Source organism: Vibrio sp. VP6 (genome assembly GCF_028823755.1).
GTDB lineage: Bacteria > Pseudomonadota > Gammaproteobacteria > Enterobacterales > Vibrionaceae > Vibrio > Vibrio parahaemolyticus.
The window spans coordinates 15,469-40,208 of the sequence record NZ_JAPEID010000013.1; the positions used below are offsets into that span (position 1 = coordinate 15,469).

At 45.1% G+C, this 24,740-nt stretch carries 24 protein-coding genes and 1 pseudogene; 13 read left to right on the top strand and 12 right to left on the bottom strand.

The window, feature by feature from the left end; all coding sequences use genetic code 11:
• Positions 1 to 101 precede the first annotated feature (101 nt).
• Positions 102 to 3,620, top strand: coding sequence for an AAA domain-containing protein (locus OU793_RS10440; protein ID WP_140103775.1), 3,519 nt, complete (start codon positions 102 to 104; stop codon positions 3,618 to 3,620).
• A gap of 405 nt (positions 3,621 to 4,025) precedes the next feature.
• Here OU793_RS10440 and OU793_RS10445 read toward each other — a convergent pair whose 3' ends face one another.
• Entirely contained in the window at positions 4,026 to 5,483 is a 1,458-nt protein-coding gene (locus OU793_RS10445) for a DUF3360 domain-containing protein (RefSeq protein ID WP_005498234.1), read from the bottom strand.
• A gap of 538 nt (positions 5,484 to 6,021) precedes the next feature.
• A complete protein-coding gene (gene ppiC / locus OU793_RS10450; protein ID WP_140103776.1) occupies positions 6,022 to 6,300 on the bottom strand; it encodes a peptidylprolyl isomerase PpiC in 279 nt (92 codons plus the stop codon).
• A 265-nt stretch (positions 6,301 to 6,565) separates the two neighbouring features.
• Between ppiC and OU793_RS10455 the strand changes: the two genes are divergently transcribed.
• A complete protein-coding gene (locus tag OU793_RS10455; RefSeq protein ID WP_140103778.1) occupies positions 6,566 to 7,480 on the top strand; it encodes a chemotaxis protein in 915 nt (304 codons plus the stop codon).
• 140 nt (positions 7,481 to 7,620) lie between these two features.
• Here OU793_RS10455 and OU793_RS10460 read toward each other — a convergent pair whose 3' ends face one another.
• From OU793_RS10460 to hutW, 4 genes are all read right to left on the bottom strand, one after another.
• The gene (locus OU793_RS10460) at positions 7,621 to 8,157 is read right to left on the bottom strand and encodes an ATP--cob(I)alamin adenosyltransferase (RefSeq protein ID WP_025500720.1); all 537 of its coding nucleotides are present in this window, start codon (positions 8,155 to 8,157) and stop codon (positions 7,621 to 7,623) included.
• Positions 8,158 to 8,232: 75 nt separating this feature from the next.
• The gene (hutZ, locus tag OU793_RS10465) at positions 8,233 to 8,763 is read right to left on the bottom strand and encodes a heme utilization protein HutZ (RefSeq protein WP_005488117.1); all 531 of its coding nucleotides are present in this window, start codon (positions 8,761 to 8,763) and stop codon (positions 8,233 to 8,235) included.
• A gap of 118 nt (positions 8,764 to 8,881) precedes the next feature.
• The gene (gene hutX, locus OU793_RS10470) at positions 8,882 to 9,385 is read right to left on the bottom strand and encodes a heme utilization cystosolic carrier protein HutX (protein ID WP_025507548.1); all 504 of its coding nucleotides are present in this window, start codon (positions 9,383 to 9,385) and stop codon (positions 8,882 to 8,884) included.
• Between the two features lie 33 nt (positions 9,386 to 9,418).
• On the bottom strand, positions 9,419 to 10,789 hold the full coding sequence (gene hutW, locus OU793_RS10475) for a heme anaerobic degradation radical SAM methyltransferase ChuW/HutW (protein WP_140103779.1): 1,371 nt from the start codon (positions 10,787 to 10,789) through the stop codon (positions 9,419 to 9,421).
• 162 nt (positions 10,790 to 10,951) lie between these two features.
• Here hutW and OU793_RS10480 point away from each other — a divergent pair, with 162 nt between their 5' ends.
• The 6 genes from OU793_RS10480 to OU793_RS10505 are packed head-to-tail and all read left to right on the top strand — an operon-like array spanning position 10,952 to position 15,529.
• Positions 10,952 to 11,695 (top strand): energy transducer TonB, encoded by a 744-nt coding sequence (locus OU793_RS10480; protein ID WP_025517877.1) that lies wholly within the window; start codon positions 10,952 to 10,954, stop codon positions 11,693 to 11,695.
• Positions 11,695 to 12,393, top strand: a complete 699-nt coding sequence (locus OU793_RS10485) for a MotA/TolQ/ExbB proton channel family protein (protein WP_021487040.1) — start codon at positions 11,695 to 11,697, stop codon at positions 12,391 to 12,393. Before OU793_RS10480 ends, OU793_RS10485 begins: the two co-directional genes overlap by 1 nt.
• On the top strand, positions 12,390 to 12,803 hold the full coding sequence (locus tag OU793_RS10490; RefSeq protein ID WP_274647767.1) for a biopolymer transporter ExbD: 414 nt from the start codon (positions 12,390 to 12,392) through the stop codon (positions 12,801 to 12,803). The genes OU793_RS10485 and OU793_RS10490 overlap by 4 nt, the downstream gene beginning before the upstream one ends.
• Positions 12,804 to 12,830: 27 nt before the next feature.
• A complete protein-coding gene (locus OU793_RS10495; RefSeq protein WP_079857641.1) occupies positions 12,831 to 13,700 on the top strand; it encodes a hemin ABC transporter substrate-binding protein in 870 nt (289 codons plus the stop codon).
• 9 nt (positions 13,701 to 13,709) lie between these two features.
• A complete protein-coding gene (locus OU793_RS10500; protein ID WP_069490729.1) occupies positions 13,710 to 14,747 on the top strand; it encodes an iron ABC transporter permease in 1,038 nt (345 codons plus the stop codon).
• Positions 14,747 to 15,529, top strand: coding sequence for a heme ABC transporter ATP-binding protein (locus OU793_RS10505; protein WP_069490731.1), 783 nt, complete (start codon positions 14,747 to 14,749; stop codon positions 15,527 to 15,529). Before OU793_RS10500 ends, OU793_RS10505 begins: the two co-directional genes overlap by 1 nt.
• Before the next feature lie 131 nt (positions 15,530 to 15,660).
• Here OU793_RS10505 and OU793_RS10510 read toward each other — a convergent pair whose 3' ends face one another.
• Complete coding sequence (locus tag OU793_RS10510) at positions 15,661 to 16,122, bottom strand: TetR/AcrR family transcriptional regulator (RefSeq protein ID WP_005481342.1); 462 nt, start codon at positions 16,120 to 16,122, stop codon at positions 15,661 to 15,663.
• Between the two features lie 524 nt (positions 16,123 to 16,646).
• Here OU793_RS10510 and OU793_RS10515 point away from each other — a divergent pair.
• On the top strand, positions 16,647 to 16,946 hold the full coding sequence (locus OU793_RS10515; RefSeq protein ID WP_005488152.1) for a YfcZ/YiiS family protein: 300 nt from the start codon (positions 16,647 to 16,649) through the stop codon (positions 16,944 to 16,946).
• A 44-nt stretch (positions 16,947 to 16,990) separates the two neighbouring features.
• Here the strand turns inward: OU793_RS10515 and OU793_RS10520 are convergent, their stop codons facing one another.
• Positions 16,991 to 17,263: a YnjH family protein gene (locus OU793_RS10520; RefSeq protein WP_140103780.1), complete on the bottom strand. Its 273-nt coding sequence runs from the start codon at positions 17,261 to 17,263 to the stop codon at positions 16,991 to 16,993.
• Positions 17,264 to 17,471: 208 nt separating this feature from the next.
• On the opposite strand from OU793_RS10520, the gene OU793_RS10525 reads away from it, so the two are divergent.
• Entirely contained in the window at positions 17,472 to 18,071 is a 600-nt protein-coding gene (locus tag OU793_RS10525) for a hypothetical protein (RefSeq protein WP_129147168.1), read from the top strand.
• A 112-nt stretch (positions 18,072 to 18,183) separates the two neighbouring features.
• Here the strand turns inward: OU793_RS10525 and OU793_RS10530 are convergent.
• Positions 18,184 to 19,277 (bottom strand): annotated as a pseudogene (locus OU793_RS10530) (1-acyl-sn-glycerol-3-phosphate acyltransferase).
• 192 nt (positions 19,278 to 19,469) lie between these two features.
• On the opposite strand from OU793_RS10530, the gene OU793_RS10535 reads away from it, so the two are divergent.
• Positions 19,470 to 20,078 carry an AraC family transcriptional regulator gene (locus OU793_RS10535; protein WP_005480809.1) on the top strand — a complete coding sequence of 203 codons (609 nt, stop codon included), beginning with the start codon at positions 19,470 to 19,472 and terminating at the stop codon, positions 20,076 to 20,078.
• A gap of 163 nt (positions 20,079 to 20,241) precedes the next feature.
• Here the strand turns inward: OU793_RS10535 and OU793_RS10540 are convergent, their stop codons facing one another.
• Together OU793_RS10540 and OU793_RS10545 are read right to left on the bottom strand one after the other, a co-directional pair.
• Positions 20,242 to 20,724 (bottom strand): hypothetical protein, encoded by a 483-nt coding sequence (locus tag OU793_RS10540; protein ID WP_005480810.1) that lies wholly within the window; start codon positions 20,722 to 20,724, stop codon positions 20,242 to 20,244.
• Between the two features lie 13 nt (positions 20,725 to 20,737).
• On the bottom strand, positions 20,738 to 21,271 hold the full coding sequence (locus tag OU793_RS10545; RefSeq protein ID WP_159404301.1) for a nicotinate-nicotinamide nucleotide adenylyltransferase: 534 nt from the start codon (positions 21,269 to 21,271) through the stop codon (positions 20,738 to 20,740).
• A 222-nt stretch (positions 21,272 to 21,493) separates the two neighbouring features.
• Between OU793_RS10545 and nadE the strand changes: the two genes are divergently transcribed.
• Positions 21,494 to 22,324, top strand: coding sequence for an ammonia-dependent NAD(+) synthetase (gene nadE / locus OU793_RS10550; RefSeq protein ID WP_274647768.1), 831 nt, complete (start codon positions 21,494 to 21,496; stop codon positions 22,322 to 22,324).
• An 85-nt stretch (positions 22,325 to 22,409) separates the two neighbouring features.
• Here the strand turns inward: nadE and OU793_RS10555 are convergent, their stop codons facing one another.
• The gene (locus tag OU793_RS10555) at positions 22,410 to 24,227 is read right to left on the bottom strand and encodes a hybrid-cluster NAD(P)-dependent oxidoreductase (RefSeq protein ID WP_062852185.1); all 1,818 of its coding nucleotides are present in this window, start codon (positions 24,225 to 24,227) and stop codon (positions 22,410 to 22,412) included.
• 266 nt (positions 24,228 to 24,493) lie between these two features.
• Between OU793_RS10555 and OU793_RS10560 the strand changes: the two genes are divergently transcribed.
• Positions 24,494 to 24,658 (top strand): YqaE/Pmp3 family membrane protein, encoded by a 165-nt coding sequence (locus tag OU793_RS10560; RefSeq protein WP_005480188.1) that lies wholly within the window; start codon positions 24,494 to 24,496, stop codon positions 24,656 to 24,658.
• Positions 24,659 to 24,740: the final 82 nt, after the last annotated feature.

A 24,740-nucleotide genomic window follows, 5' to 3' on the forward strand; every position in this document is an offset into this window, starting at 1 on the left:
CAAGTAAGAAATTGTTCAAAGTTCTAACAAAAAACACTCCCTTGGCAAGGGGATATTCGACTAAAATCACATGCTTATCGCAAAAATTTCAAGGACCGGGTATGAATAATCAGGGCTGGATTCACTATTGGCGTAATTCTCTTGCCGATGCCGATAGCGCGAAAGGTGCATTAAAAAAACAAGACCTGAAAAATTATGTGCGAACGACAACCGACGAGTTCAAAGAAGGTAAGCTTAAACCTGATTCTACATTGCTAGAAGATCTGTTTCGCAATGAAGCAGATACCCTAACCGCCGTACAAATTCATCATCGACCGGTCACCTATTATCTTCGGAAAGTTCATGGGAAAGATTACAGCGGCAATATGCCTGGTGTACTGACACCAATTGTCTGCTCTTTATGGGTCAATCGTGAAGGACTACTATTTCCCAACACCACGCCATTCATACCTCGTGATTTGCTTGCTCCTCAAGGAAATGACACCTTTACTATCGCTGACGTCGATAAGCTCGATGAATTCCTAACAACAAATGAAATTCCAGCGCAGTCTACTGAAAGTATTCCAGCCAAATTCGAACAAGAAGAACAGTATCAGAACCATCAAAAAGATTGGCACAACTACTACGGACTCACCCAAAAACTATTTGCCGATTACTGCGATAGAAACCGAATCAAGCAGTTCTACGAACACATTGAAAGTCGTGGCTTAGTCAACAAAATCAGCGAGTGCTTGGGAGCTTCAAGGCATATTTTAAAACTGTACGATAACCTGAGCAATTCAAGCACAACCTTGCCTCTGCTTGATAGTTACGCGGCAAAAACAGTAACCAACCACGATGAATGTATTGAAGTATCTCAGACAGTGCATTCGCGTTTTGGCCACTCAAATAGTCAATTCCCGCTAACTAAAGCGCAATGCGATGCCTTGACCCATACCTTAGCCATGCAAGAAGGCGATATTCTTGCGGTAAATGGTCCTCCTGGCACAGGTAAAACAACGTTTGTTCTATCTGTAGTCGCATCACTGTGGATTGAATCTGCGCTAAAAGAGAGTCAGCCGCCGCTAATCATTGCGGCATCGACTAATAATCAAGCAGTAACCAACATCATTGATGCCTTTGGTAAAGACTTCGATGAAGGCGACGACGAACTATCAGGCCGATGGTTGCCCGACATTTTTAGCTATGGTGGCTACCTGCCATCGGCGTATGGAGAATTGGAAGCAGCCAAAAGTTACCAAACTAAGCATTTCTATGAAAAAGTCGAGCAGTTGGATTTTCTCGATCAAGCCCAAGCGCATTATTTGGATAGAGCAAAACAGGCGTTTCCACAACAGAATTTTGCTGATGTAACGCAAGTTAAAGCGTATCTCCTTGCCGAATTGCGCCAACATCAAAACCAGTTAGATCACATCCAAAACAATTGGCATCACTACAACCGCCAACTAAATGACATCCATTCTCGGCTGGGGAACAATCCCCAACAAACATTGGCAGATCAACAACAAGCCGTTTCTAATGCGCAAGCATTGAAAGATAACGCCAAAGAACAGTTAACTGCGTGGCGAAGCTACCTCGGCAATGAATCTACATGGTTAACTCTGTTTAAGTGGTTACCGCCAATTAAGAATAAACTTGAACTCCAGCGCAGGAGTTTCATGTATAACCTTATTGAGCACGATGAAGAGCAAATTGAAAATCTGTCATCAGACCGATTTGAGAGCCTACTCAAGCAAGTATTTTCTAGTAAAAAAGACGATTTTGATGATCAAAAAAATCGGTATCAATCTTGGCTAGAGCAGTATCAAGAGTTTGAGCAATCACAACTGAATTGGCTTGATTCTATCAATAACTTTACTGAAGACTCTCCAGAGCAAACTATTCCACAACTGACTGACATCGATTCGGTTTTAGATATCACGACCCGTTTTCGAATGTTCCGCTTAGCGGTCCATTACTGGGAAGCATGCTGGCTGCTCAGTTGCCGAGATTTGGGTCAAGAGTTGAACAAGCAGGCCCGGAAAACAGGTTTGAAAACAGTTCGTCCTCGCTGGCAACGCCGAATGATGCTTACTCCTTGCATTGTATCAACGTTCCATTCTCTGCCTTCTCATATGACTTACCAGTCTCACGTTGGAAATAATGAATTTGAAACTGACTATCTGCTTAATGAAATCGACCTTTTGATCGTTGATGAAGCAGGCCAAGTAGCTCCAGAAGTTGCCGCAGCCTCGTTCTCACTAGCCAAAAAAGCGTTGGTGATTGGTGATATTTACCAAATCCCGCCGATTAGAAATGTGTGCTCATCAATTGACCGGGGTAATTTAAAGCAGCATAAAGTTATCAGCTCTGATGATGAATACACAGTCATTCAAGAGGAAGGCCGAAGTGTAGTGACTGGCAGTGTGATGCATGTAGCGCAACAAGCAAGCCGCTTTCATTATATGCCGGAAGCTGAGCCTGGAATGTTTTTGCAAGAACATAGACGCTGCTACGATGAATTAATCTCATACTGCAATGACCTTTGCTATCAAGGTATCCTGATCCCCAAGCGAGGACAAGCGACCGAAGATAGCCTCTACTCTCCTTTCAGTCATTTGCACGTCGACGGTATCGCGGAATCATTTAGCGGCAGCCGACGCAATAAGTTAGAAGCAGAAACTATCGCTGCATGGCTACATGCCAATAAGGTTGAAATAGAGAATTACTACGGCGAGCCACTGGCCAAGTGTGTGGGTATCATTACTCCATTTTCAGCTCAAGTGAACCAGATCAAGACCGCGTGTGGTGAGTTCGATATCAAAGCAGGCAAGGGGGATGACCAACTAACCGTTGGCACCGTTCACTCTCTTCAAGGTGCTGAACGCAAAATCATTATTTTTTCCCAGGTGTACACCAGACACAACGATGGCGGGTTTATCGATATGGATCCGTCAATGCTCAACGTCGCTGTCTCTCGAGCCAAAGATGCATTCTTGGTGTTTGGTGATTTGGATATCATTGAAGCTGCGCCATCATCTTCTCCACGAGGATTACTCGCCAAGTATCTCTTCACTGACGAGCGAAATGAGCTTGAGTTTAGTGTTGGTCAACGCCCCGATTTATTACAAATATGCGGCCATCCGAAACTGCTAACCAATGCCGAAGAGCACGATGCGTTCTTATCAAAACTGCTGAGGGAAGTACAACGAAAAATAGACATCGTCTCGCCTTGGTTACTGCTAGACAAACTGCAATCAACTGGTCAGTTAGAACTACTAAAAACAGCACTGCACAAAGGTGTCCAGATAACCATACACACCGACAGACATTTCAATACCACGGTCGCAAACCACCCGGATACTAATAAAGTAAAAGCGTTTCAACATTGCTGCGCGACCTTGGAACAGCTTGGTATCGTTATCAATGTGATAAATGGTGTCCATAGTAAAAGCGTTTTTGCTGATGATCGGTATATGGCGGTGGGGTCATTCAATTGGTTTAGTGCGAGCAGAAGCGGAAAATACGCCAATATCGAGACATCATTAATCTATGTCGGTGAGTTAGAGAAGGAGATCAAAACTCAACTCGACTTCTTAAATAGCCGAAGCTGCAACACAAACAAGCAGCCCGTGACGTAGACACAAAGCGTCACTCTTTTGTCCCGAAGTGACTCAAAATCATTTTCAGCATACCCTCAGACAGTTAATTGCTAATTAATCATTTTTAATTAGCAACTACGAAGTGAGTTGCATTCCTTTCAGATGAATTTTATTGGGGAAAATTTGGAGCTAGAAGAGCAAGCGATTTTATGAGCGAAAATGACAATGGGGCATAAACAAATTACATCAACATCAAGTCACCAATTCCAAATGACTATGGCGCTGAAGTGAAAATTGGCTTCCCCCTCTTTATCGAGTTGAACTCAGCACTAAAGAAGTGAACCAATAGTCTTATCTAATATCCGATGGACTTTGGACAAGAGTAGAGTGGGAACGAGAGAAGGCATAGATAGTTACCATCTATGCCTTTAGAACGAGCGTCTATTAGCTAATTAGAGCGGGAATACCCGGAAGTTGACCAACGACAGCAAGGGAACCAGCGCAAATGATAAAGGCCACGCCAGGGATCAGGTATTTATCTTTACCCGATAGTTCGTTAGCGCGCTCATGATCACCGATAAGTCCGAGGTTATCCAACAGCATAGTTATTGCCCAGCCGAACACTGGGTTAACGAATGCACAAGCAAAAATACAGATGCCCGCACTGAGTGAATCTTTATGCTTATGGATCATCTGCATACCCGCTTCAAGAAGTGGTAAGAACACGCCGACAATCAACGCAACGCGTAAAACAGGCTCCCACATCGCGAGATCCATTGGGTAACCAATTACCGCAGCAGCAATACACATTAAGCCAGTTAACAGCGCGCCACCAGGAATAGGACGTTTGGCAATTGCGGCTGGAATCATGTACGTGCCCCAAGAAGAGGCTAAGTTACCGCCACCTAATAGTGAACCAACCCCCTGACGAATAGACGCGCCGACCATCGTATCGTCGACATCCATTAGTACGCCTTTCGCTTCTTTTGGGTAGTTAAGTTCTTGAAAAACTCGATGCCCAAGGTAGTCAGGAGACCACATAGCGACGGCTAATAGAGCAAATGGCGTAACAGCAATAAAGTGCTCCAAAGTTGGCCAACCTAGTTGCCAGCCGGTATTTTCACCCCACCAGTAGAATGGACTGAAATTAGGCAGGCCAGGCTCAGTGGTAAAAGCAAACTCAGCGCCCATCGCGTAAGCGACAATACCCGCTAGCGCAGAACACAGTGGGATAGCCAACCAACGTTTGTTGATCTTGGCTAAGTAGGCATAAACCATAACCGTTAGACCAATGACCACAAACGAGATGTAACCTTGGTCGGTACTTGCAGCCCACGCTTCTGTCTTATTGATTTGTCCGATCAATCCCACTGCGCCAAGGTAGATCAGCAACCCACCTCTAACCCCAATGCCAGTCAGGGTCATGAGTTTTGAACCGCCTTTAGTAAAAGCGAGAATTAAGCCAAACGCACAGACCATCAAGCCGAGAGCCAGAGGATGCCCGCCAGCGGCAGCAATCATAGGAATCAGCGGTATCATTGGGCCATGAGTACCGGCCAAGTTTGCGTTCGGGTTTAGGATGGCGGAAAACAGGATAACGAACAGAGCTCCTGCAATAAGCAGTTCGTAACGCACGTTTTCTGCAACGAACTCCGGAGATAAACCGAACTGAGCGGCAAAGGCCGCAACCATGGCGGTCACCATAACCACTTTTCCTATGGTGGCGGCTAACGCTGGTACCCAATCTTCGATTTCAATACTGTAATCACGCGATGGCAAATGAATACCCCAGCGACGAAAGCTCATGACGGTTAAATCATGGTTTAGAAAGTCTTCTCGGCTTTCAAATTCATGCGGTTTCTTGCGCACATCCCTGTAAAAAGTCTTACTTGAGTCAGACATTGAGTTATCCTTTTTTACGTTTCAAAGCTGAACCATCTCAACTAGAGTTTCGCGAGGTACACAAACCTTCGACCAATACGAGACCACACCCTAGCTGCTATCGAGCACCTTTATTGATTTGCACTTATTAAGCATGTGTTGCTACCGATAGGAATATTAGACATTAGTAAAAGAGCAACAAAACTCCCACTTATTAAACATTAATTTAACAATACATTAGTGTGCGTTGATCTTGTATGAGTTGTTTTCTCAAGGTAAGTCAAAGGGAGAACGGTCGTCGCTCCAACTTATATTTGTTAAAGACTAAGTTTTTGGGGAACGTAAGGGTTGCTATTGAGGTACGTTGTCTATTTTGCAGTCAGCTTGAAGCCATTAGAACTAATAGTGTGAAAGGAATTAAATAGAGTTTCTGACTCTGAGTGATTTTGGGCAAGAATAAATGAATCATGGCAAGCCAATTCGTGCTTACCATGATTTCTGCTCGTATGTACTGGCGTTCGAGAAACTCGAAAGTCAGCTCATGAGCTCTGGGTAGAGGCTATGTTCTGTAGAGAACCTTGACCACATGCCAGCCAAATTTTGTTTTGACTAAGTACGGAGTTAACACTTCACCAGAAAAACAAACTTTGTCGAATTGAGGCACCATTTGACCGCGACGGAACTCACCGAGGTCACCACCACGTTTGCCAGACGGGCAAGTTGAATATTTTTTCGCTAGTGTTTGGAATTTAGCGCCTTTTTTCAGTTGCTTGATGATGTCTTCAGCTTGTTCTTTGTGCTTAACAAGAATGTGCAATGCGGCTGCTGTGTTTGCCATATGTTTATCTCTCACTATTCTGGTGGCGCAAGTTTACCGAATACACCGATTTGCGCCAAACATTTCTCCACCTTACCCATTTTAGGCCATGGCTTGCCCCCAAAACACTTGGCTAGATGATGAAAACCTGTGCAACGCGGGTAATATTGACCTCGATTTATAAAGAGATTGCTTAAAAAGCTCACATTTACTTCCTATACGGTTGAAGCTGTCGCTTTATAAGATATGATTAGGCACAAATCGGTGGCATTTATAAGGTTATTTCATGGCAAAAGTCGTTAGTAAGGCGAATCAATCTCAGGGTATGTTGATGTTTAAGCTCACCCTGCAACAAAACTTCGCAATAGGGACACTTAAAGTTCGTGAAATTGTACCCTACATGCCAACCACAAAAATCCCGTACTCCCATCACCATGTGATTGGTACGGTGACCATTCGTGATCTCACCGTTCCTGTTATCGACATGTCCGCTGCGGTTGGCTTTCGCCCAATTACGCAAGAAGAATACAAAAACTGCTACCTCATCGTGACCGACTGTTTACGCACTGTGGTTGCGTTTATGGTTCGTAGCATAGAGAAGATCATCGAATGTGATTGGAAAGCCATTGAAACGCCACCAGCAAGTGCTGGAAAAAACATCTTCGTAACGGGTATCACTCGTTATGGCGATCAAACAGTTCAAATGCTCGATGTCGAGCTGCTGCTTTCTAAAATTTATCCGCAGTATGAAAACGGGAATATCCCGATGCTGACGGATGTAGAGCGTGAACGTCTCAAAGCACTGAATATCTTGTTGGTGGATGACTCGTCGATTGCGCGTAAGCAATTAAGTGACGCGCTAGATAGCATCAATATCTCCTATCAAATTTGTAAAAATGGCTCAGATGCGCTGCAGTTGATGAAAAATGAGGCAGAAGCAAATCGCCCAATAGATATTTTGGTCAGTGATATTGAAATGCCGGGATTGGATGGTTACGAGTTAGCGTTTGAAGTGCAAAATGACTCAGCTCTTAATCACTCGTACCGCATTCTGCATACTTCACTGTCGAGTGAGATTTGTGTCGATAGAGCGCATCAAGTTGGCGCTCACGAAGCGTTAGAAAAGTTTAATGCTGGTGAGCTCATCGAAGCTATGCTCCGCGGGGCAAAAGAGCTAGAAGCCAATGCCATGGCTTCTTAACGTTTAACTGAACATAATATGTGGCTTTGTGTTCACTCGAAATCGTTATCACTTTGTCGTCATTTCAACGATTTATTGCTGACTATTGATGACACTGCGACGCTTAAGGCACGTGTACTAAAGCGACTTGTTTACAGCGTTTACTTCTTTGGCATAGCGTAGCTGCGAGACACAAACTCAGTTTCTTCCACTTGGTAAACATGATTTATGTAGGAAGCCAAACTGTAAATGACATTGGCCATTAAGTTGGCGTAACGAAACAGAATCGGCGCTGGTTGCTTTTTCCCAGCATGCTCTATCGCGACGAGTGCTCGAACGGTTTTCTTTGCTTGGCAGCGGCACAAATGGAGTTGACTAGACGTAGCATGGCCACCGGGCAGCACAAAACCTTTAAAACCACCGTCTATGCGCGCTTTTATGGCCTCATAGTCTGCTTTCAGCTCTTCAACTTCCGATTCTGTAATCGCTAACTTGCCACGCACCGAACCATTGAGATGGTAAACATTAGGCTGAAGGCGCGTGAGAATATCTCGACTGAAGTCGTCCAATTCCATCGACAGCACCAACCCAATCCGGCTGCACAACTCGTCTGCGGTGATCTCGAAATCGCACACAGGGCTGTCTTCGTAAATAAAGGGATAACAGATCTCGCTCAGTTCCTTGCTTACAGGTCTCATGCTGTTGTTCCAATGTAAAAAAGGGAGCCAGTATAACCTAACTCCCTCCTAGCAATCATAAAAACGACGTCCGCATTAGGCGTTTTCGATTTTCTTGTGGCCTTCTTGTAGATGCACAAAATCAACCAAGTCATCGCCTGAGACTTGATACGCTTGACCGAACCCTTTTACGAACAAACCTTTCTCAGCTTTAAGGTTGAACAGTACAAAGTCTTCAAGCTGGCTTAGACCGTCGATGATGTCACCGAAACGCGCTTTCATCTGACCAACGACCAATTGCCACATTTCAGTATCACGCTCAACAACCGTTGCGACCGCATCAAACGTCAGACGCTTACGTGCGAAAAGCTGTTTAGATGAATCTTCATCTTCGATCATCATCAGTGAAACGTTTGGATTTTCTAGCAGATTTCGAGCATGGCGAGCAATCTGAGAGATCAAAACGAAGTAACCTTCCTGATTCTGAACATAAGGCGCGTAACTTACGTTCGGACGGCCTTCGCTGTCTACCGTTGCAAGCTGTAAAGTACGGCGCTCCTGACGAAATTCCTTAATCTCTGGCCCTAGACGGCCTTGCAAACGCTCTTGTTTAACTTGTTGATCCATATTGATACCTGACTTTATTTCTATTTATTTGTCCCGAATTCTAGTTCGGTTATGTATGTTCGTGGTCGCGACTTCTCACGTTCTTGAACGTAAAAGCCGCGACGACTGGCTGTCTTTGTTACTGATTTAGCTCAGCTTGCATGGCACGAAACGCCGTTACCTGCTCAGCAATAAGTTCGCGTTTTTCGTCACGCCCTAAGTACACTTTGAAGATATTGCTGCCGCATTCAGAGAAAAAGCCAAAGTAGTGACTTTCACGTCCCATAAACGGTTTACTGACCAGCGCGATATTTTTCACGTTATCCAATTTGAGGTGACCATGCAGTTCACCTTCTCGCCCCATTAGGTTGTAATAACCACGCGCAACTTTCCCTTTCGGAAAAGGCGCTTTCACTTCGAAAATGGATCCGAAGGAGTGTACGATCGTCGTCACTGGGCCAAAGCCAACTAGGCTTTCAAGGATTGTCTGCACTTGTTCGCCCGGAGCAATCGCAACCATCTCTTGCGGCAGTGTTGCGACAACATCAAATTCTGTCACACCTAAACGCTCTGCCATTGCGGCAGGCAGAAGTTGAGGTTCTTGTTCCAATAGAGCTTCTACCTGTTGCTTGATTGATTCCATTTTGTTTTCCATCTTTTCTTCAATTTGTCTTCATTAATTATTGGATACTTTTGGCACGCTTTCGTTCATCTCTGATGTCAGTACCTGAATACAGGCTTGCGCTAACGAAACGGCCCAAAAACTGCCCGCTAAAGTAAGCACTAAGCTTCGCTCTTGAAGCTCAACTAAGCCTTTGTCTTGCCATACTTTAAACAGCGGCATGAGAAAATCGAACGTATCGCTACCCATAAACACCGGCAATTTACTTGCCTGAACAATGCCGCGGTCAAACCCGGATTTTAGCGCTGCAAATAATGGCTCTAATGGGCTGTGCTTCATCATCATCGCAATCGTACTTTGCCCTTCATTCACCGCTTTGATGTAGGTGTCTAAAGTACGGTGCAGCATCATCCCGTAGACGCCAATGCTGCCACCAGCACCGCATCCAATCGGCAACACTTCTGCGTACGTCTTGGCTAAGCTGTTGTATAGGCTACGCTCACGGTTATCGACGGCCCAGTGGTTCACGCTCAACTGCTTCATATGGTGCTTCGCCATAAAGTTCACACCCAGCTCATACATGCCCGCTTTCTCTGGCGTCGTCGCTGGTGGGGGGATCTTGCCTTTTTCAACGAGATTGAGCATTGGCGCAGTTCCACCCACGACCAACTGATACAAATCCAAGCCATGCGCGCCTGTCGACATAAAATCGTTAAGATCTTGTTCAAGTATTTCTTTGGTTTGATAAGGCAAGCCGTACAACAAGTCGATGATGACTGGGATTTTGTCTTCCTTCGCCAGTTCCGAAACGCGTTTAAGTACGTCTTCTCTATCATCAAGACGCTTTGCACTGCGACGAACTTGAGTGTTGAAGCTCTGCACGCCAAAAGAGAAGCGATTAAACCCGCCATCTAACGCACCTTGATACAACTCATCGGAAAAACGATTGATGCGCCCTTCTAAAGTAATTTCGCAATCAGACGCGAGAGGGAAATAATCATGAATGGCCTGCCCCAGCACGCGAACTTGTTCGGGAGAAAGATCGGTCGGCGTTCCACCACCAATGTAAACCGCATGGAAGATGCCGCTTTGCGTCCAAGGAAGCGCTGCTTTCTCCTTCAAATCCTGCATTAAAGCAGCGAAGTACTCATCGACAAGTTTGCGACTGGCCGCATTCTGAAAGAAGTTACAAAAAGTGCAGCGAACACGGCAAAATGGTACGTGAATGTACAAACAGCGTTTGTTGTTTCTCACGTTTTGGTCAGAAGTAATGCTCGACAAAAGCCCTGCTTGTTGAAGTGGCGGTACTGGCACACTCGCTCCGCCAGCATGAGCCGAGTGCTTCTTCACAAAAGCAAATCTCAGGGGGTCAGGGCTATCGCTGCCCAGAACTGATTCGTCAAATTTATCAATATCGACGCTCATATATACTCACTTAAACCCCACCACATAAGGGATAGAGGCTAATCTCAAAAAAACTGCAAGGATCATAATTTGACCGTAATGATAATGCAATTGATAATTGATCTTATTTCGATTGTAAGTAATAATCGCCTCAAGTTTTCATAGTTCTACCGAGAATAACCCGTGAACGTACAAAGATATGTCATTGCAGGAGGCGCCTCTCTCGTCATTCATGCCGCACTTCTTTTTGTCTCGCAAGAGAACAAAGTGTTCGCAATGCCTGCTGGAAACCCAGCAAGCTCGGTAAGCCTCAACCTTGTATCTGCACCACCGCCAACGCTCGAAAAGCCCACACCAGAGAATGTGGAACCACCAAAAGAGCCACAGCCTCAAAAGCAGCCTGAGCCTGAAAAGAAGATCGTTAAGAAGCAGGTTGTCAAAAAAGAGGCGGTGAAGAAAAAGGTGGTCGAGAAAAAGCCAGAGCCAATTAAGCAACCTAAGAAAGTGGAACCAACCAAAACGGTTGCCAAGCAAGAAACTCAGCCCAAAGCCGAACCGAAGAAAAAAATAGAACCGGTGAAGAAAGATACGGTTACTCAGCAAACTGCATCAGCGAGCCAATCCAAAGGGGCAACGTCTCAGCCTATTTTGGTCGACAAACCAACGTTTGTGAGTCAACCAACGCAGCCCCGCTATCCAAGGTCTGCGCAAAGGCGCGGTATCGAAGGCGCAGCCTTGTATGAGGTATGGCTCGATGAAAATGGCAACCAAATCAAACATGTTTTGCTTGAATCATCTGGCGCCGAGTCGCTGGATGCCTCAGCACTGCGAGCCATTAAACAATGGCAATTTACACCACATATTTTAGGCGGGCTAAAAGTGGCTCACCGAGTACAAATACCAGTTCGTTTTAAGTTGGAAGGATAATGGAACAACTACAAGAATTACAAACTCAGTTCGGTCTTATGACATGGCCTTTGATCATTTGCTCGGCACTCACCGTCATGATCATTGCAGAACGACTCTTCCAAGTATTCATCAGTCTTGGCGTTGGCAAAAGTGCCATTCGTCAACATTTGGCTAGTCTAGACCCAACCAACAGCCGAGATATTGAAGCGCTGGCCGATGAGTTGTCGGGCAAGCGTCCTTTGCTTTATCGCGGTGTAGCAATGCTATTGGCTCACCACTCATTCGCTAAATCGCTGCGTGAAGACGCGGCGGGCATGTGGCTGCAAGAAAAGCGTCATCAACTGCATTCTGGTCTTCGCCTTCTGACGTTGATCGGCGTAATCAGCCCGCTAATTGGTCTTCTCGGCACAGTATTGGGATTGATTGAGATGTTTAAAGGCATTGCGGTTTCAACTGGGAACATCACACCTAACGATTTGGCCGACGGCTTGGGTTTAGCCATGCGCACAACGGCCGCAGGCTTGATCATCGCCCTACCCGCTATTTCTGGCGCACAAATCATCGGTTTGTGGGCTGACCGCGTACTCGCCAAACTTGAGCATACTCTCAACTACGTGAATTTGTGGCTTGAAGGCATTTCCCTGCAGCACGTGTCTCCAGAAAAAACAAAAACAACGGCAAGTATCACCAAAACGGCTGAGGCGAAAGCTTCATGATCAAAGTACCACAGGACAATAACCGCAACGGCTTAACACCAGATTTAACACCGCTGTTAGACATGATTTTTATTGTGATGGTTTTCTTGATGCTTACCGCCGCAGTCAAACTCGATTCATTAGATGTCGCGCTGCCAAGCACCGACTCTCAGGCCGTTGCTGAGGTCGATAAGCAGTCGATTACCGTTAATATCCTCAAGGATGAGCCTTATTGGGCGATCAACGGACAAACGTACATTGATTGGGAAAACTTCACTCTCGCGCTGCTAGAAGAGAGTAAATCGACCGATAAACCTATTGTGATTGGTGCAGAAAAAACAGCCAATATTCAATCACTTGTTCAGCTTCTTGGCTTTTTGCAAGAAAACGGAATTCAGGCGACTCAATTGCTCACTGAAGAGTCGCCATAACAAGAACATAAAACTGAGAACATTTTCATGAAGAACACATTATCACCAATGCGCACTGCGTTGACTGCTGCCGCTCTGTTACTTGCAAGCACGAACCTTTTTGCCAACAACGCCCCGACCTCAGAACGCGTCGTCAGTGCGGGCAGCGCCGTTACCGAACTATTACTTGCGCTCGATGCGAAAGACAGCTTGGTCGCCGTTGATGTAACCAGTACTTTGCCGCAAGGCATGGAGTTACCCGACGTTGGGTATCATCGCCGACTTTCAGCAGAGGGGTTGTTGGCACTGAGCCCAACCAAGTTAATTGGCTCTGATGAGATGGGACCAACTACCACCTTAAATCAACTAAAGTCGGCAGGTGTGGATGTCGAGATAGTCAATACAGAAGCCAACGTTAACGGGCTTTTGCATCGTATCGACCAGATTGCAACGATCATGAACCGTGAGTCTCAAGCAGCAAACTTGAAGCAAGAGGTAAAAACGCAAGTCGAATCTTTGCAAGCGAATCAGCCTGCACCTTCTGCTAAAAAGAAAGTGCTGTTTTTGCTTATTCACGAAGGTCGCCCAGCCAATGTTGCAGGCTTGGATACCACGCCAGACGCCATCATCGCGTTAGCAGGCGGTGATAATCCTGCGGCGAAAAAACTGACCTCTTACAAACCACTGTCAACCGAAGCGATGGTAGAGATGCAACCCGATGTCATTTTAGTTAGTGGCCGCAGCTATGAGACCATGGGCGGTGCAGACGCCATTTTAAAGGCGATGCCGTTACTTGCAGCAACACCAGCAGGCCAGACAAAGAACATCATCACCATTGATGGACACGCTTTGGTTGGCGGTTTGGGACTTAAAAGCCTGTCAGAGGCTAAACGTCTCAATACCTTGCTTTACCCATAGAGATTTTAGATGCTGTTACGACGTATTCCTTTATCAACCACGCTGATTACGCTGTCTGGATTTTTAGCGTTTATCGCCATCGCTTCTATAACCGTCGGCCCGATGAACATCAGTTTCACAGACAGTCTGCGCGGCTTAGTTGGCGCACATTCAGAGCTGGCACCACACATTCAACTCGTTATCAATGAGATACGCCTGCCTCGTACGATTTTGTGTATGTTCATCGGCGCAATCCTCGCGATTTGTGGGGTGGTCATGCAAGGGCTTTTCCGAAACCCATTGGCAGAACCCGGCATTATCGGGGTTTCTGCTGGGGCGGCGTTGGGCGGCGCTTTTGCCATCGTCGTTTTTGCTGAGTTTAGCCAAAACCATCCTCAACTCATGAACTTAGCAGCGTTGCCATTATTTGCTTTTCTGGGCGGTGCTCTGACAACGGTGCTGGTGTACTGGCTCGGTACGAATAAGTTTGGTACGTCCGTCACGATCATGCTGCTCGCTGGCGTGGCGATCAGTGCACTTTCAGGTGCCGCGATCGGCTTTCTCAACTTTTCTGCGGATGACCAAATGCTGCGCGATTTAACGTTGTGGTCGATGGGTTCGCTTGCGGGTGCAAACTGGGCAGGCATTGGCTTAGCTTCTGTGACTCTCGTGGCGTTACTTTTCTGGTTTCACAAAAAAGCCATGTCTTTAAACGCATTATTACTTGGTGAATCAGAAGCTCGCCACTTGGGCGTTCCGGTACAAAAATTGAAGCGTCAGCTCATTCTGCTTTCCGCCGTAGGCGTTGGTGTCACAGTAAGTATCTGCGGGGCAATCGGCTTTATCGGTTTGGTTATCCCACATCTCGGACGCATGCTAGCAGGCCCAGATCATCGCACACTGTTACCTATTTCGGCGTTATTAGGGGCTTTGCTGCTGACCTGTGCAGACATGATCGCGCGAGTGTTATTAGCACCAGCCGAATTACCTGTCGGAATCGTAACAGCGCTCATCGGTGCGCCATTTTTCATCTACTTACTGTTCCAGCAAAGAGGGAAGATTCTGTAATGAATCACGTGGTTTTATCTGGCCGGAATATTTCAATGAAATACGGCCATCGAGTAGTACTTGATGACATCAGCATCGATATTCGTACCGGCGAAGTGACGGCGTTATTGGGGCCAAACGGCGCGGGGAAAAGTACACTACTTAAACTTTTGTGTGGTGAGATTCCATCACACAACGAGATTGACTATTTTGGCGAGCCTAAAGAAGCCTGGAAACCTAAAGACATAGCAAAGCACCTCGCTATGCTGCCACAGCACAGCACGCTCACTTTTCCATTTTTGGCACGAGAGGTGGTCGAACTCGGCGCGATCCCTTTGTCACTTTCAAACAAAGAAACGACTGAGCTTGCCCTACACTACATGCAAAAAACCGATGTTCTGCACTTAGCGGAAAGCTTGTACCCTGCCCTCTCAGGCGGAGAGAAACAACGTTTGCACTTGGCTCGAGTGCTAACGCAACTGCATCAATCTGGTGACAAAAAGATTCTGATGTTGGACGAACCTACGTCGGCACTGGATCTCGCCCACCAGCACAACACGCTTAAAATTGCTCGTGAGGCGGCAAAAGCGCAGAACGCTGCGGTGGTTGTCGTATTACATGACTTGAACTTAGCCTCACAATACGCAGACCGACTGGTGTTGCTCCATAACGGCAAACTTGTATGCGATAACAACCCTTGGCAAGCCCTAACGCCCGAACGTATTGAACAAGTTTATGGGTATCGATCTATCGTGACAAAACACCCGACTCTGGACTTTCCTCAAGTCCACGCTGCGGCATAGCTTAAAGAGGCGCAGAGCCTCTTTAAGAAGCGCTTTCGAGCACTAGCCAGTCTGCCACTCACTTGTTTAAATTTCCCCTCAGAAACGCAAAAGCCCCGCTAATAATTAGCGGGGCTTTTTGTAATTTTTGATTATTTGCTCATTTGAATCAGCGAGCGTCCAATCAACCATTCCAGTTCTTTATCTCCACCTGAGCCAAACTGGCTTTCTACCATCTTGTACAGACGATCAATGCCATTTGCTGCAAATTCGTGAGCGCTTTCAGACGTAACAATGTGATGGAATAGTAGTCGTAAAATCGCTAAGAATTCAGAGTCTTCTAAAGCTTTAATCCAGCTCTGTGAAAACGCATCTAAACCTTTTTCGAACTCTAGATGTTCGATAAACATTTTAAAGATACGACCATCTAGTGCTGCGGTGAAGTCCGTTTTCTTAGGAAAATGGTGGCTAATACCTGTACGCGATACACCTGTCTGCTGACTCAACGTCGTATACGACATTTTGTCGTAACCAAGTCTTAGCAATTGATCAACAACGGCATCCATGATCTTCTGGATAGTGATTTCGGTATCTTCTTTACTACGCTTTGGCATACTTAAGCTCTTCTCTTTGTAAATCCATCTAACTCACAATTAAATGAGGCCAGAATGAAATCATCCTCAGCATTATGTACTGTGCTTTCCTAACGTAACGTTAGGCCCTCAATCATAACGAAATTGCACTGCGTAACGTGCAATTTACGGTGATATTTGTGTCAATACACGTCGCTTAAAATCAGGCGAAAAGTGAATTGCATCAAAACCTTGCGCCAAATTATTCATTGAAACTATTCAAAGACCAAGAATGATAATTATGTAGAAATAATCAATCAAGAAATAGTCTTATAAATTTACCCCTAGTTCAACTGGCCTGGCCCAAATCTCGTTAGTATGTTGGTTAATTGCTCTTAAATGTTGATACATATCACATTAACGTTATTGTTGACTTACTCACCCAACCGTTAACCGGCAATTAACAAAACAACATACTGTTGTATTTTTATACGAAACTGCTCATTTTTGTAGATACAGATCAAATACCTGCTAGAATACCCTTAGTTTTTACAAGAGGATTCGTTATGAGTGTCGAATTAGAAGAAAGCCAAGTATGTGAAGCTTGTGGCTGTGCTGGTGAGATTGGTTTCATCATCAAAGAAGGCGACGAGGTTGCTGACGTAACGATTTTCGCAGAGACTAAAGATGCATTAGAGTCTGAGTTAGCGAAATACATCGAACTAGCTAAATCAGTCTGCGCTGGCGTTGAATACAATGTGTCAGAGCTGACAGAAGAATCTAAAGAGCTAACCGCTCGATTCAAGTTTGAAGTAAGTGCAGAAAAGCTTATTTTTGAACTGAAAACTCGCTCTCTAGCGCGTTAATTCAATTTAAAGCGAGCAACGAGCTCGCTTTATTCTTATCTAAATCACTTCTTTTGCTTCAACACAACCCACTTTAACGACCCATTGGTTTCGTAGTCGTTTTCATCAGAGCACACCAAAAGCACATCTTCGACTTTGATTACCGCACCAGCGGTATAGGCTTTATCTTCGTAGTAACAAATTCGCTGGCCTATTTTACCATCAGCAACCACCAAAGCCTTTGACTCCGGCGTACTGTAAGATTTGGCAAAAACTGAACCAGACAATAGCGCGACCATGGCGCTCAGAGTAAAAATAGAAACTCTTTTAAACTTCATGAATATCCCCTTATGCCCGAACAATACTAGCAAGGAAGTATTTCAAGTTCTTGGCAGAATCTCATATTCTAGCAATTTGTTCTTACTTCTCATTCCCAGATATTCCTCCACGTCGTTACGAACAACGGCGAGTTAGGCTCAGGCCGATATAGCCGTCACTGACTCTTTAGGTTATGCTTTTATCGTTTTTTATTGGAAAGTAATCGTTATGCGTTTCATCCCTTTCGCCCTCGCGTTAATTGCATTTAGCTCGTCTCCTAGTGCTTACGAGCTCGATTACTATTCCAAATTTGGCCATATCGACAACTATGGCAATCTAGATCTTCGAAACAAGCCATACACTGAACTCCCATCTGACTTGGTCATAAAAGGGAATGTGGACATTTCCCAAACGCCAATTACTCAGCTGCCTAAGGGCTTAGATATTGGTGGCAGCTTGGACGCGAAAAATAGCGCCCTGAAAACAATCAAGTCGGGAGTAAAAATCAAAGGTTACGCTAACTTACTTGGTAGTAAGATTGAAAGCTGGCCCAAAGGGGTAAAGCTGGGAGGGTATTTGAACCTGACCGATACTCCGTTAAAAACACTTCCGGCAAAACTTCGAGTAAAAGGTGATTTGAGTGTGATCCGAACGCCACTGAAAGCGCTACCAGAAGGCTTGGTGGTCGATGGCAACCTCTACATTGGTGGTTCGGCCCTGACCGAGTTTCCCGACACAATGACGGTAAAAGGCAACATCTTTTTGGGTGGCAATAAGATAATCAAGTGGCCAAAGAATCTGACCTTAGGTGGCGCAGTCGCGCGCTAATTGGATAGACAAAAAAAGATACGCAGAGACAAAAACACCTCGTTCAATACGAGGTGTTTTTCATTGGAGTAGTTGGAATGCGCCCAACTCATTTGGGCAGCATACACAGCGACTAATCTTGGTTATTCACTGGGTTAGCGTAGCTCGCAACAAGATACGGTCTTGCGCCTTCTGGTAGCTGTTCTAGCTTATCAGCAAGCTGACGTTTCACCGCTTCTGTAATAATGCTTGAATCTTCACGACCTGCAGCGAGCAAGTTGATCGGATACAACTTATAGTTCTCGTGGATCTGACGGTCGATTTCGTTCGCTAGCGATTCAGGCGTTTCAAACTCTTGCTCAATCACGTCACCAAATGCCACATGAACACGGCCTTTGTAACCAACAATGCCTTGGATGATGCTTTCGATGTCTTCAAACTCGCCTTTTTCATAACGGCCGTTTTCTGCTTTCTCAAATAGCTCTTTTGCCTTAGCGATGTCACATGGATCGTTCTCGTAAGCAATCGAGACCGGCACAATTTTTAACGAGCGCATGTACTCGCCAAACGCGACCTTTTGCTTGCGACCTTCAACGTGGAACATTTTTAAGATCGCAGGATCTGTAAAATCGTTACCGTCTTTTGCGCGCCCTTCTTTTTGAGCAATCCAAATAGAGTTACCCGTATCCAGCGAGTGTTTGATGTAGCCAGACAACTGTCCAAGCGCGTCGCTTTTGCAGAACGCTTAACAATAAAGCTCTTGTTCAAACGCATCAGCTCTGTCGCACACGGTTTTTTCAGCAAATTATCGCCGATTGCAATACGCACAGTGCGGTGACCACTTTGGTACAAACCGTAGTTAACTAAAGCGGGATCCATTGCGATATCGCGATGGTTAGACACGAATAAGTAGGAGGTGTTTTTATCCAGTTTGTCTAAACCAGAGAACGTGACGCCATCCGTTGTCTTATTCAACGTATCTTGAAGGTATTTTTTCACCTCGATTTGGATCGCTTCTACGGAGTCAAGTTTGCTCCACTTCGCTTTTAGGTAAATGCGAAGGAACGGACTCATGAGCGTTTTGAACCATTTCGCTTTGTTTTCAAAACGGTGATCGAGAATCGCAGTGATAAATTCATCATCTTGGATTAGACGATCCAGCGCTGCTGGAATTTCTTCGTCATTGTAAGGACGAATTTCAATATAAGGATCGGTATTGGCAGTCATTATTCATTACATATCAAAAAAAGCTGGCACATTTTACGCATAGTTTTGCTGTCTCGCAGCATTTCAACCCATACTTTTAACATGGTCATACCAGTTAGGCTACAATTTCTCATGCTAAAAATTACGGTTAGCTGGTTGGAATCGTTTAGGTTTAGCGTTACCCTTAGCGCCCCAAAAACACTGGTGATCATAATGAACTACGCTATTGAATTTCACGACGCTAATTACCCTTTTCTGAACGTTGCCGCGCGTAAAAAATCGCTAAAGCACAGTTTACTGTCTGTCGTAAGCGGATTAGCGATCATCAAATTGGGTAAGCAAGAGTATGCCATTGAACCCGGCCAGTATTTTTGGATTCCTCAAGGATGTTTGAGCTCACTCACTTTTTTACCTAACACTCATGTCCATCGTTGTGATTTTTCTGTGCGTTTGAATGATGCATTTGCTCAACAGGCCGGTTTTATCAAACCATCAATTTTGCTGAAAGCCTTAATTGAAAAGTTGGCGAAGACGGAGACGCGTTCTGATATCCAGTTAGATTTGCTCGCTGTGGTTAAACACGAAGTACTGGCGATTTCACCAAATCTATCAAACTCGGCACTCAGCCAAGCAATCAATCAGTGGAAGCCAGGATGCGAAGCTCGCATTTCGAGAGAGCTTTGTTTGGTGCTTACGCTGCGCGAAGCAAGAAAAATGAAATTGTCTGGGAAAAAGGAATCTCAAATTGTTGAGCACTTGTTTGCTGGCAACACAGAAGAATACGAACAGCTTTGCTTTCTAGTGTTTGGTGAAGCGCTATAAGTTAACGGTGTATAGCGTTTTCTCACACGAGACTCACACAAGATCAAAAAGGGCGTACTTTGCGGTACGCCCTTTTCTTATTCTTTGCCTCACGTAGGGTCACATATTTCCCCAAGTAATCCCAAGTACAACACACATCGAACGCTCGGTGAAAAACGATGAACTAAAATGGCACTTCAATTTGCATCATCCAGTCGGCGTCGTAATACTCGTGCCAACGATAGTCGAAGCGCATTCTTGGCTCTCCATCAGCTTTATTACCAAAACCGATACTGAACATGAGACCATGGCTGCGAAGCCACTCTTCTGTGGTCATTTTGTTTTCTTCTTCACGTAGCTCTTCTGGCATCCAAATACCAAGACCAAAATAGTTTTTGTCTACGTTTTGAGTAAGAAACGGAATGTCTTGCGATTTGATTGCCCACTCTTCCCAGTAGTTTTCTGTTGGTCCTTCTGCTGTCGCTTCAGCAGCATACCAATCTAAGGTATCGGTACTAAGCACACCAACAGTATCAAAAATTTCTTCACAGATGGGCATGGTGTTGTCTTCAAACACCACGGAGCGATCAGAAAGATAGTTACATGCGGAGTTAGCTTGCGTCACCACAAGCAGCGCACATGCACTAAATACGGCTACTCTGACCATGAAAACCGACCTCTTATTTACCAGATAATGTTTCTCTATATAAGCCTTCGTTGAGCAACAGTTCACTGACAGTTGGTGTCGTATAGGTGCTGATATCTTTGCCTTCTATGAGTGCATTGCGGATATCCGTGCTTCTGATTTTAACTTTTTCTGGGCACGCCATGACAGTCCAACGTTCCGTAATTTCTTCCGCCTTATAAAATTTAGCAAATTTGAAGAAATTATCCGGACCAATGACAAAAGTTATATCGGCAGTTGGGTAGATTTCTTGAATTTTTTCTAATAACGCATAGGTCGTCACACTTTGTCCCGGTTGGTACAAAGCTTGCTCTAGCTCAGAGCGCTGAACATTAGAAAACCCCATGTCCTTGATAAAGGCATCAACCAGTTTGCACCGAATTGGGTAATCCAACATATTCTTGCCCCATGCATGTGCAATGCTAGGCTCGAGTAGCACGAGATCGAAGTGGCTCAGAGACTCGATAACGCTCTTGTGACCTAAACTAGGAGGGTTAAATGCGCTACCAAAAATGGCGATTTTTTTCATATCCGGTGATTACCTGGTTGAAGAGAGTTTTCTAATCTGATGAATTCGGTATGATACTACTAATCTTTAGAGCTTTTGACACTAAAGCGACGTTTACGAGCCTTAATTGAATGGTTTATCACCATTTTAGCTCGATAACGACGTCACACTGTTTGATCTTTGGTGAATGACCACTCGAAGCAGTTTTTGTGTCTAAGATATTTGCAGGAAAAGGAACCCTAAATGGAACAATCCATCCGTGACGAAATGCGTGTATTGCCGTCAATTGACCCGCATTTCGAAATTGAACGCCGTATTGCTTTTATTAAGCGCAAGCTACAAGAAGCAGGTTGTAAGTCACTTGTGCTTGGCATCAGTGGCGGTGTTGACTCAACCACGTTAGGTCGCCTTGCCCAACTTGCTGTAGACCAACTTAACGAAGAAACTGGCAGCAACGATTACCAGTTTATCGCAGTACGTCTGCCTTACGGTGAGCAAAAAGACGAAGATGAAGCGCAATTGGCGTTGTCATTCATTAAACCTACGCATTCAGTCTCTGTGAACATCAAACAAGGTGTTGATGGTATGCATGCCGCTTCTAATGTTGCACTAGAAGGCACAGGGCTAATGCCAGAAGACGCGGCAAAAGTAGACTTTGTAAAAGGTAACGTAAAAGCACGTGCTCGTATGATCGCTCAATACGAGATCGCTGGTTACGTCGGTAGCTTGGTGTTAGGTACTGACCACTCTGCAGAAAACATCACTGGTTTCTATACCAAATTTGGTGATGGCGCGTGTGACCTTGCCCCTCTGTTTGGTTTGAACAAACGTCAAGTGCGCGAAGTAGCCGCAACTTTGGGCGCGCCAGAGGTGTTAGTGAAGAAAGTGCCAACCGCAGACCTAGAAGAACTGGCACCGCAGAAAGCAGATGAAGATGCACTAAACCTAACTTATGAGCAAATTGACGACTTCTTAGAAGGTAAGCCAGTTTCTCAACAAGTTGTCGATCGTTTGGTTTCGATTTACAAAGCAACTCAGCACAAGCGTCAGCCAATCCCAACGATTTACGACTAAGTGATCTTTTTTGCTCGCTTTTAAAACTCAAAACGCTGCTAAAATTAGCAGCGTTTTTTGTTGGTTAGTGGCCGCACCTTCTCGGTTATTCCGTTACCGTGACATCCGTTTCTGGAATCGCGCAACACGCCAATACCGTTCCCATTGCGCGTTCTTCATCTGTCAAGGCTGGTACATCTGGGTGATGAACTTGTCCTGATGTGAGCTGTACCTTACACGCACCGCACAAGCCAGCACGACAGCTATTGCTCACTACTTTCCCTGCATCTTCAATCTGATCCAAAAGCGTTTTTTGATTGTTGCCTTGGATCTTCAAGCCATTGAATTCAATCTCAACCTCTTTTTCTGGTCTTGCTTCCACAGCAGAAACACCAAAGGCTTCTTGATGATAATGTGCCTCTGGCAAACCTTTCTTCAACAATAAGTTTTTTGCTTTTTGCATGAAACCATCAGGCCCACAAACAAACACTTGTCGTTGTTCAACGTCTTTGATTTGCTTGATATGAGACAGACTTAAACGCCCTTTAAGACCAAACCAATCCACCGCTGGTTGCGTTAAACAGATTTTCACTTCCAGCCCTGAATGTTCGCGTTTTAATTGCTCTAACTCTGAACGACATGGAATATCGTGCTCAGTACGGCATTGATGGTAAAACACCACGTCATTCAGTTGATTGTGATCTGCAAGATAGCGCACCATCGACAGCATTGGAGTAACACCACTGCCCGCCGACAGCAATAGTAGCGGCTGCGCATCATGCGTTTTAAGGTGGAACTGACCATCTGGGTTTTCTGCCTCTAATACATCACCGACTTGTAGGTTGTCTAACAAGGCATTCGACACGCGGCCACCCGCAATACGCTTAACGGAGATAGCATAGCGACCAGGGCGAGATGGGCTAGACGATAAGGTATATCGACGACCAATTTTCTTACCATTGATATCCACCTCTATCGGCAAATGTTGGCCCGGTAAGTAGTTTGGTAAAGAACCTTTGCTCGGTTCTAGCCATAAGGTCACGAAATCTTGAGCAATCTCTTCACGCTCAACACACGTCAGCGTCATTCGCACAGGTGAGTTGTCCGGATAAAATTCCGGCTCCTTATATTCGAGCACTTCAACTTTATCGCCTTGGCGAATAATGCCCTCATTGCGCGCCACAAGGTTTTGTCCAAAGAACACACCACCTCGTTCATTGGCGCGGAACTGTTGCAACGTTTTGAGCGGTTCTTTGCTCTCACGGAAAGTGCCACGTTGAGTATTGATCGTGGTAAGAATACAACGCTCACAAGGTTTGAGAGATTCGAACTCCACTTCCCCTATTCGGATGCGCTTCCAAGAATCTTCTTCAAATGGCTTAGTATCAGATACGACTAAGTTTGTGCGGAACTGATCCATGGAGTGTTGCTCAGAACTTCTTTTGTTCAATTCCTCTAGCGAAGCTTGGCTGATCACCAACACTGGATAGCCGTCAGCAAAACTCACATTTTGTCCCAGGCTTTCACGGACACGATTGGATTGTTCACCGCTAAAAAGCAACTCTACGCGCTGTCCTAATACCTGACTAAACCAATCATCCGCATCATCGGTAGTCGTGTAAGCGGTGAAGGCATCTTTCCAAACTGTTGCGGGTGTTTCCTGCATTTTGAAATCTTGATAACGGATTTTAAGTGGTTCCATTCCCAAGCTACTGAACACCACCCCATCGGCAAGCAACGCTGATTTCACGGTTACCATTTGCGGGTACTTTCGCGCAGTGATCATCGAACCATCGGCTTTGGCGATCATAAAACGACGGTCAAAACTCAACCCTTGTTTTTCTACCCATGCGGACGAAAGCGACACACCTCCGACTGATTTAACCGGAAAAACATTGATTTGGGATAAAACGGGTTGCGACATAGCCTTCTTCCTACGGGTGATCTTTAATTGTTGCAGTATTGTATACCTAAATGACATTAAGATGCAGATTCACGCATTAGCATTTATCCCAAAATCAAACCTTTAAGAGAGAAAACGACTTGGATTTACTGAGATGCCTTTACTACACTCAGAATTCACATTTTTTAACACTGCTCTGACCAAATACCATTTGATAAAGTGTGATACAAAACACATAATGCGCCATATTTTTGACGACATCCATTCATTGACTTGGAGCTTTACCCATGGATACAAAAAAACTGATTCTAATTTTGCTGTGTATCTTTCTTCCACCGGTAGCGGTTTACATGGAAAAAGGTCTGAATAAAGACTTCTTCATCAACTTGATCCTAACTTTCTTCTTCTTCCTGCCAGGTACGATTCACGCACTTTGGTTAACGATGAAGTAACCACTTACACTCCTACTCTGTAGAAAAGTGAAAAATGGGATGAAATGTGAGGGCAATTCCTCTATCATCCTGTCGCCTAAGC

Excerpts from the sequence above, each read along its gene's own strand:
- OU793_RS10440 (WP_140103775.1), top strand. The coding sequence starts at position 102 with ATGAATAATCAGGGCTGGATTCACTATTGGCGTAATTCTCTTGCCGAT.
- OU793_RS10445 (WP_005498234.1), bottom strand. The coding sequence starts at position 5,483 with ATGTCTGACTCAAGTAAGACTTTTTACAGGGATGTGCGCAAGAAACCG.
- ppiC (WP_140103776.1), bottom strand. The coding sequence starts at position 6,300 with ATGGCAAACACAGCAGCCGCATTGCACATTCTTGTTAAGCACAAAGAA.
- OU793_RS10455 (WP_140103778.1), top strand. The coding sequence starts at position 6,566 with ATGGCAAAAGTCGTTAGTAAGGCGAATCAATCTCAGGGTATGTTGATG.
- OU793_RS10460 (WP_025500720.1), bottom strand. The coding sequence starts at position 8,157 with ATGAGACCTGTAAGCAAGGAACTGAGCGAGATCTGTTATCCCTTTATT.
- hutZ (WP_005488117.1), bottom strand. The coding sequence starts at position 8,763 with ATGGATCAACAAGTTAAACAAGAGCGTTTGCAAGGCCGTCTAGGGCCA.
- hutX (WP_025507548.1), bottom strand. The coding sequence starts at position 9,385 with ATGGAATCAATCAAGCAACAGGTAGAAGCTCTATTGGAACAAGAACCT.
- hutW (WP_140103779.1), bottom strand. The coding sequence starts at position 10,789 with ATGAGCGTCGATATTGATAAATTTGACGAATCAGTTCTGGGCAGCGAT.
- OU793_RS10485 (WP_021487040.1), top strand. The coding sequence starts at position 11,695 with ATGGAACAACTACAAGAATTACAAACTCAGTTCGGTCTTATGACATGG.
- OU793_RS10490 (WP_274647767.1), top strand. The coding sequence starts at position 12,390 with ATGATCAAAGTACCACAGGACAATAACCGCAACGGCTTAACACCAGAT.
- OU793_RS10495 (WP_079857641.1), top strand. The coding sequence starts at position 12,831 with ATGAAGAACACATTATCACCAATGCGCACTGCGTTGACTGCTGCCGCT.
- OU793_RS10500 (WP_069490729.1), top strand. The coding sequence starts at position 13,710 with ATGCTGTTACGACGTATTCCTTTATCAACCACGCTGATTACGCTGTCT.
- OU793_RS10505 (WP_069490731.1), top strand. The coding sequence starts at position 14,747 with ATGAATCACGTGGTTTTATCTGGCCGGAATATTTCAATGAAATACGGC.
- OU793_RS10510 (WP_005481342.1), bottom strand. The coding sequence starts at position 16,122 with ATGCCAAAGCGTAGTAAAGAAGATACCGAAATCACTATCCAGAAGATC.
- OU793_RS10515 (WP_005488152.1), top strand. The coding sequence starts at position 16,647 with ATGAGTGTCGAATTAGAAGAAAGCCAAGTATGTGAAGCTTGTGGCTGT.
- OU793_RS10520 (WP_140103780.1), bottom strand. The coding sequence starts at position 17,263 with ATGAAGTTTAAAAGAGTTTCTATTTTTACTCTGAGCGCCATGGTCGCG.
- OU793_RS10525 (WP_129147168.1), top strand. The coding sequence starts at position 17,472 with ATGCGTTTCATCCCTTTCGCCCTCGCGTTAATTGCATTTAGCTCGTCT.
- OU793_RS10535 (WP_005480809.1), top strand. The coding sequence starts at position 19,470 with ATGAACTACGCTATTGAATTTCACGACGCTAATTACCCTTTTCTGAAC.
- OU793_RS10540 (WP_005480810.1), bottom strand. The coding sequence starts at position 20,724 with ATGGTCAGAGTAGCCGTATTTAGTGCATGTGCGCTGCTTGTGGTGACG.
- OU793_RS10545 (WP_159404301.1), bottom strand. The coding sequence starts at position 21,271 with ATGAAAAAAATCGCCATTTTTGGTAGCGCATTTAACCCTCCTAGTTTA.
- nadE (WP_274647768.1), top strand. The coding sequence starts at position 21,494 with ATGGAACAATCCATCCGTGACGAAATGCGTGTATTGCCGTCAATTGAC.
- OU793_RS10555 (WP_062852185.1), bottom strand. The coding sequence starts at position 24,227 with ATGTCGCAACCCGTTTTATCCCAAATCAATGTTTTTCCGGTTAAATCA.
- OU793_RS10560 (WP_005480188.1), top strand. The coding sequence starts at position 24,494 with ATGGATACAAAAAAACTGATTCTAATTTTGCTGTGTATCTTTCTTCCA.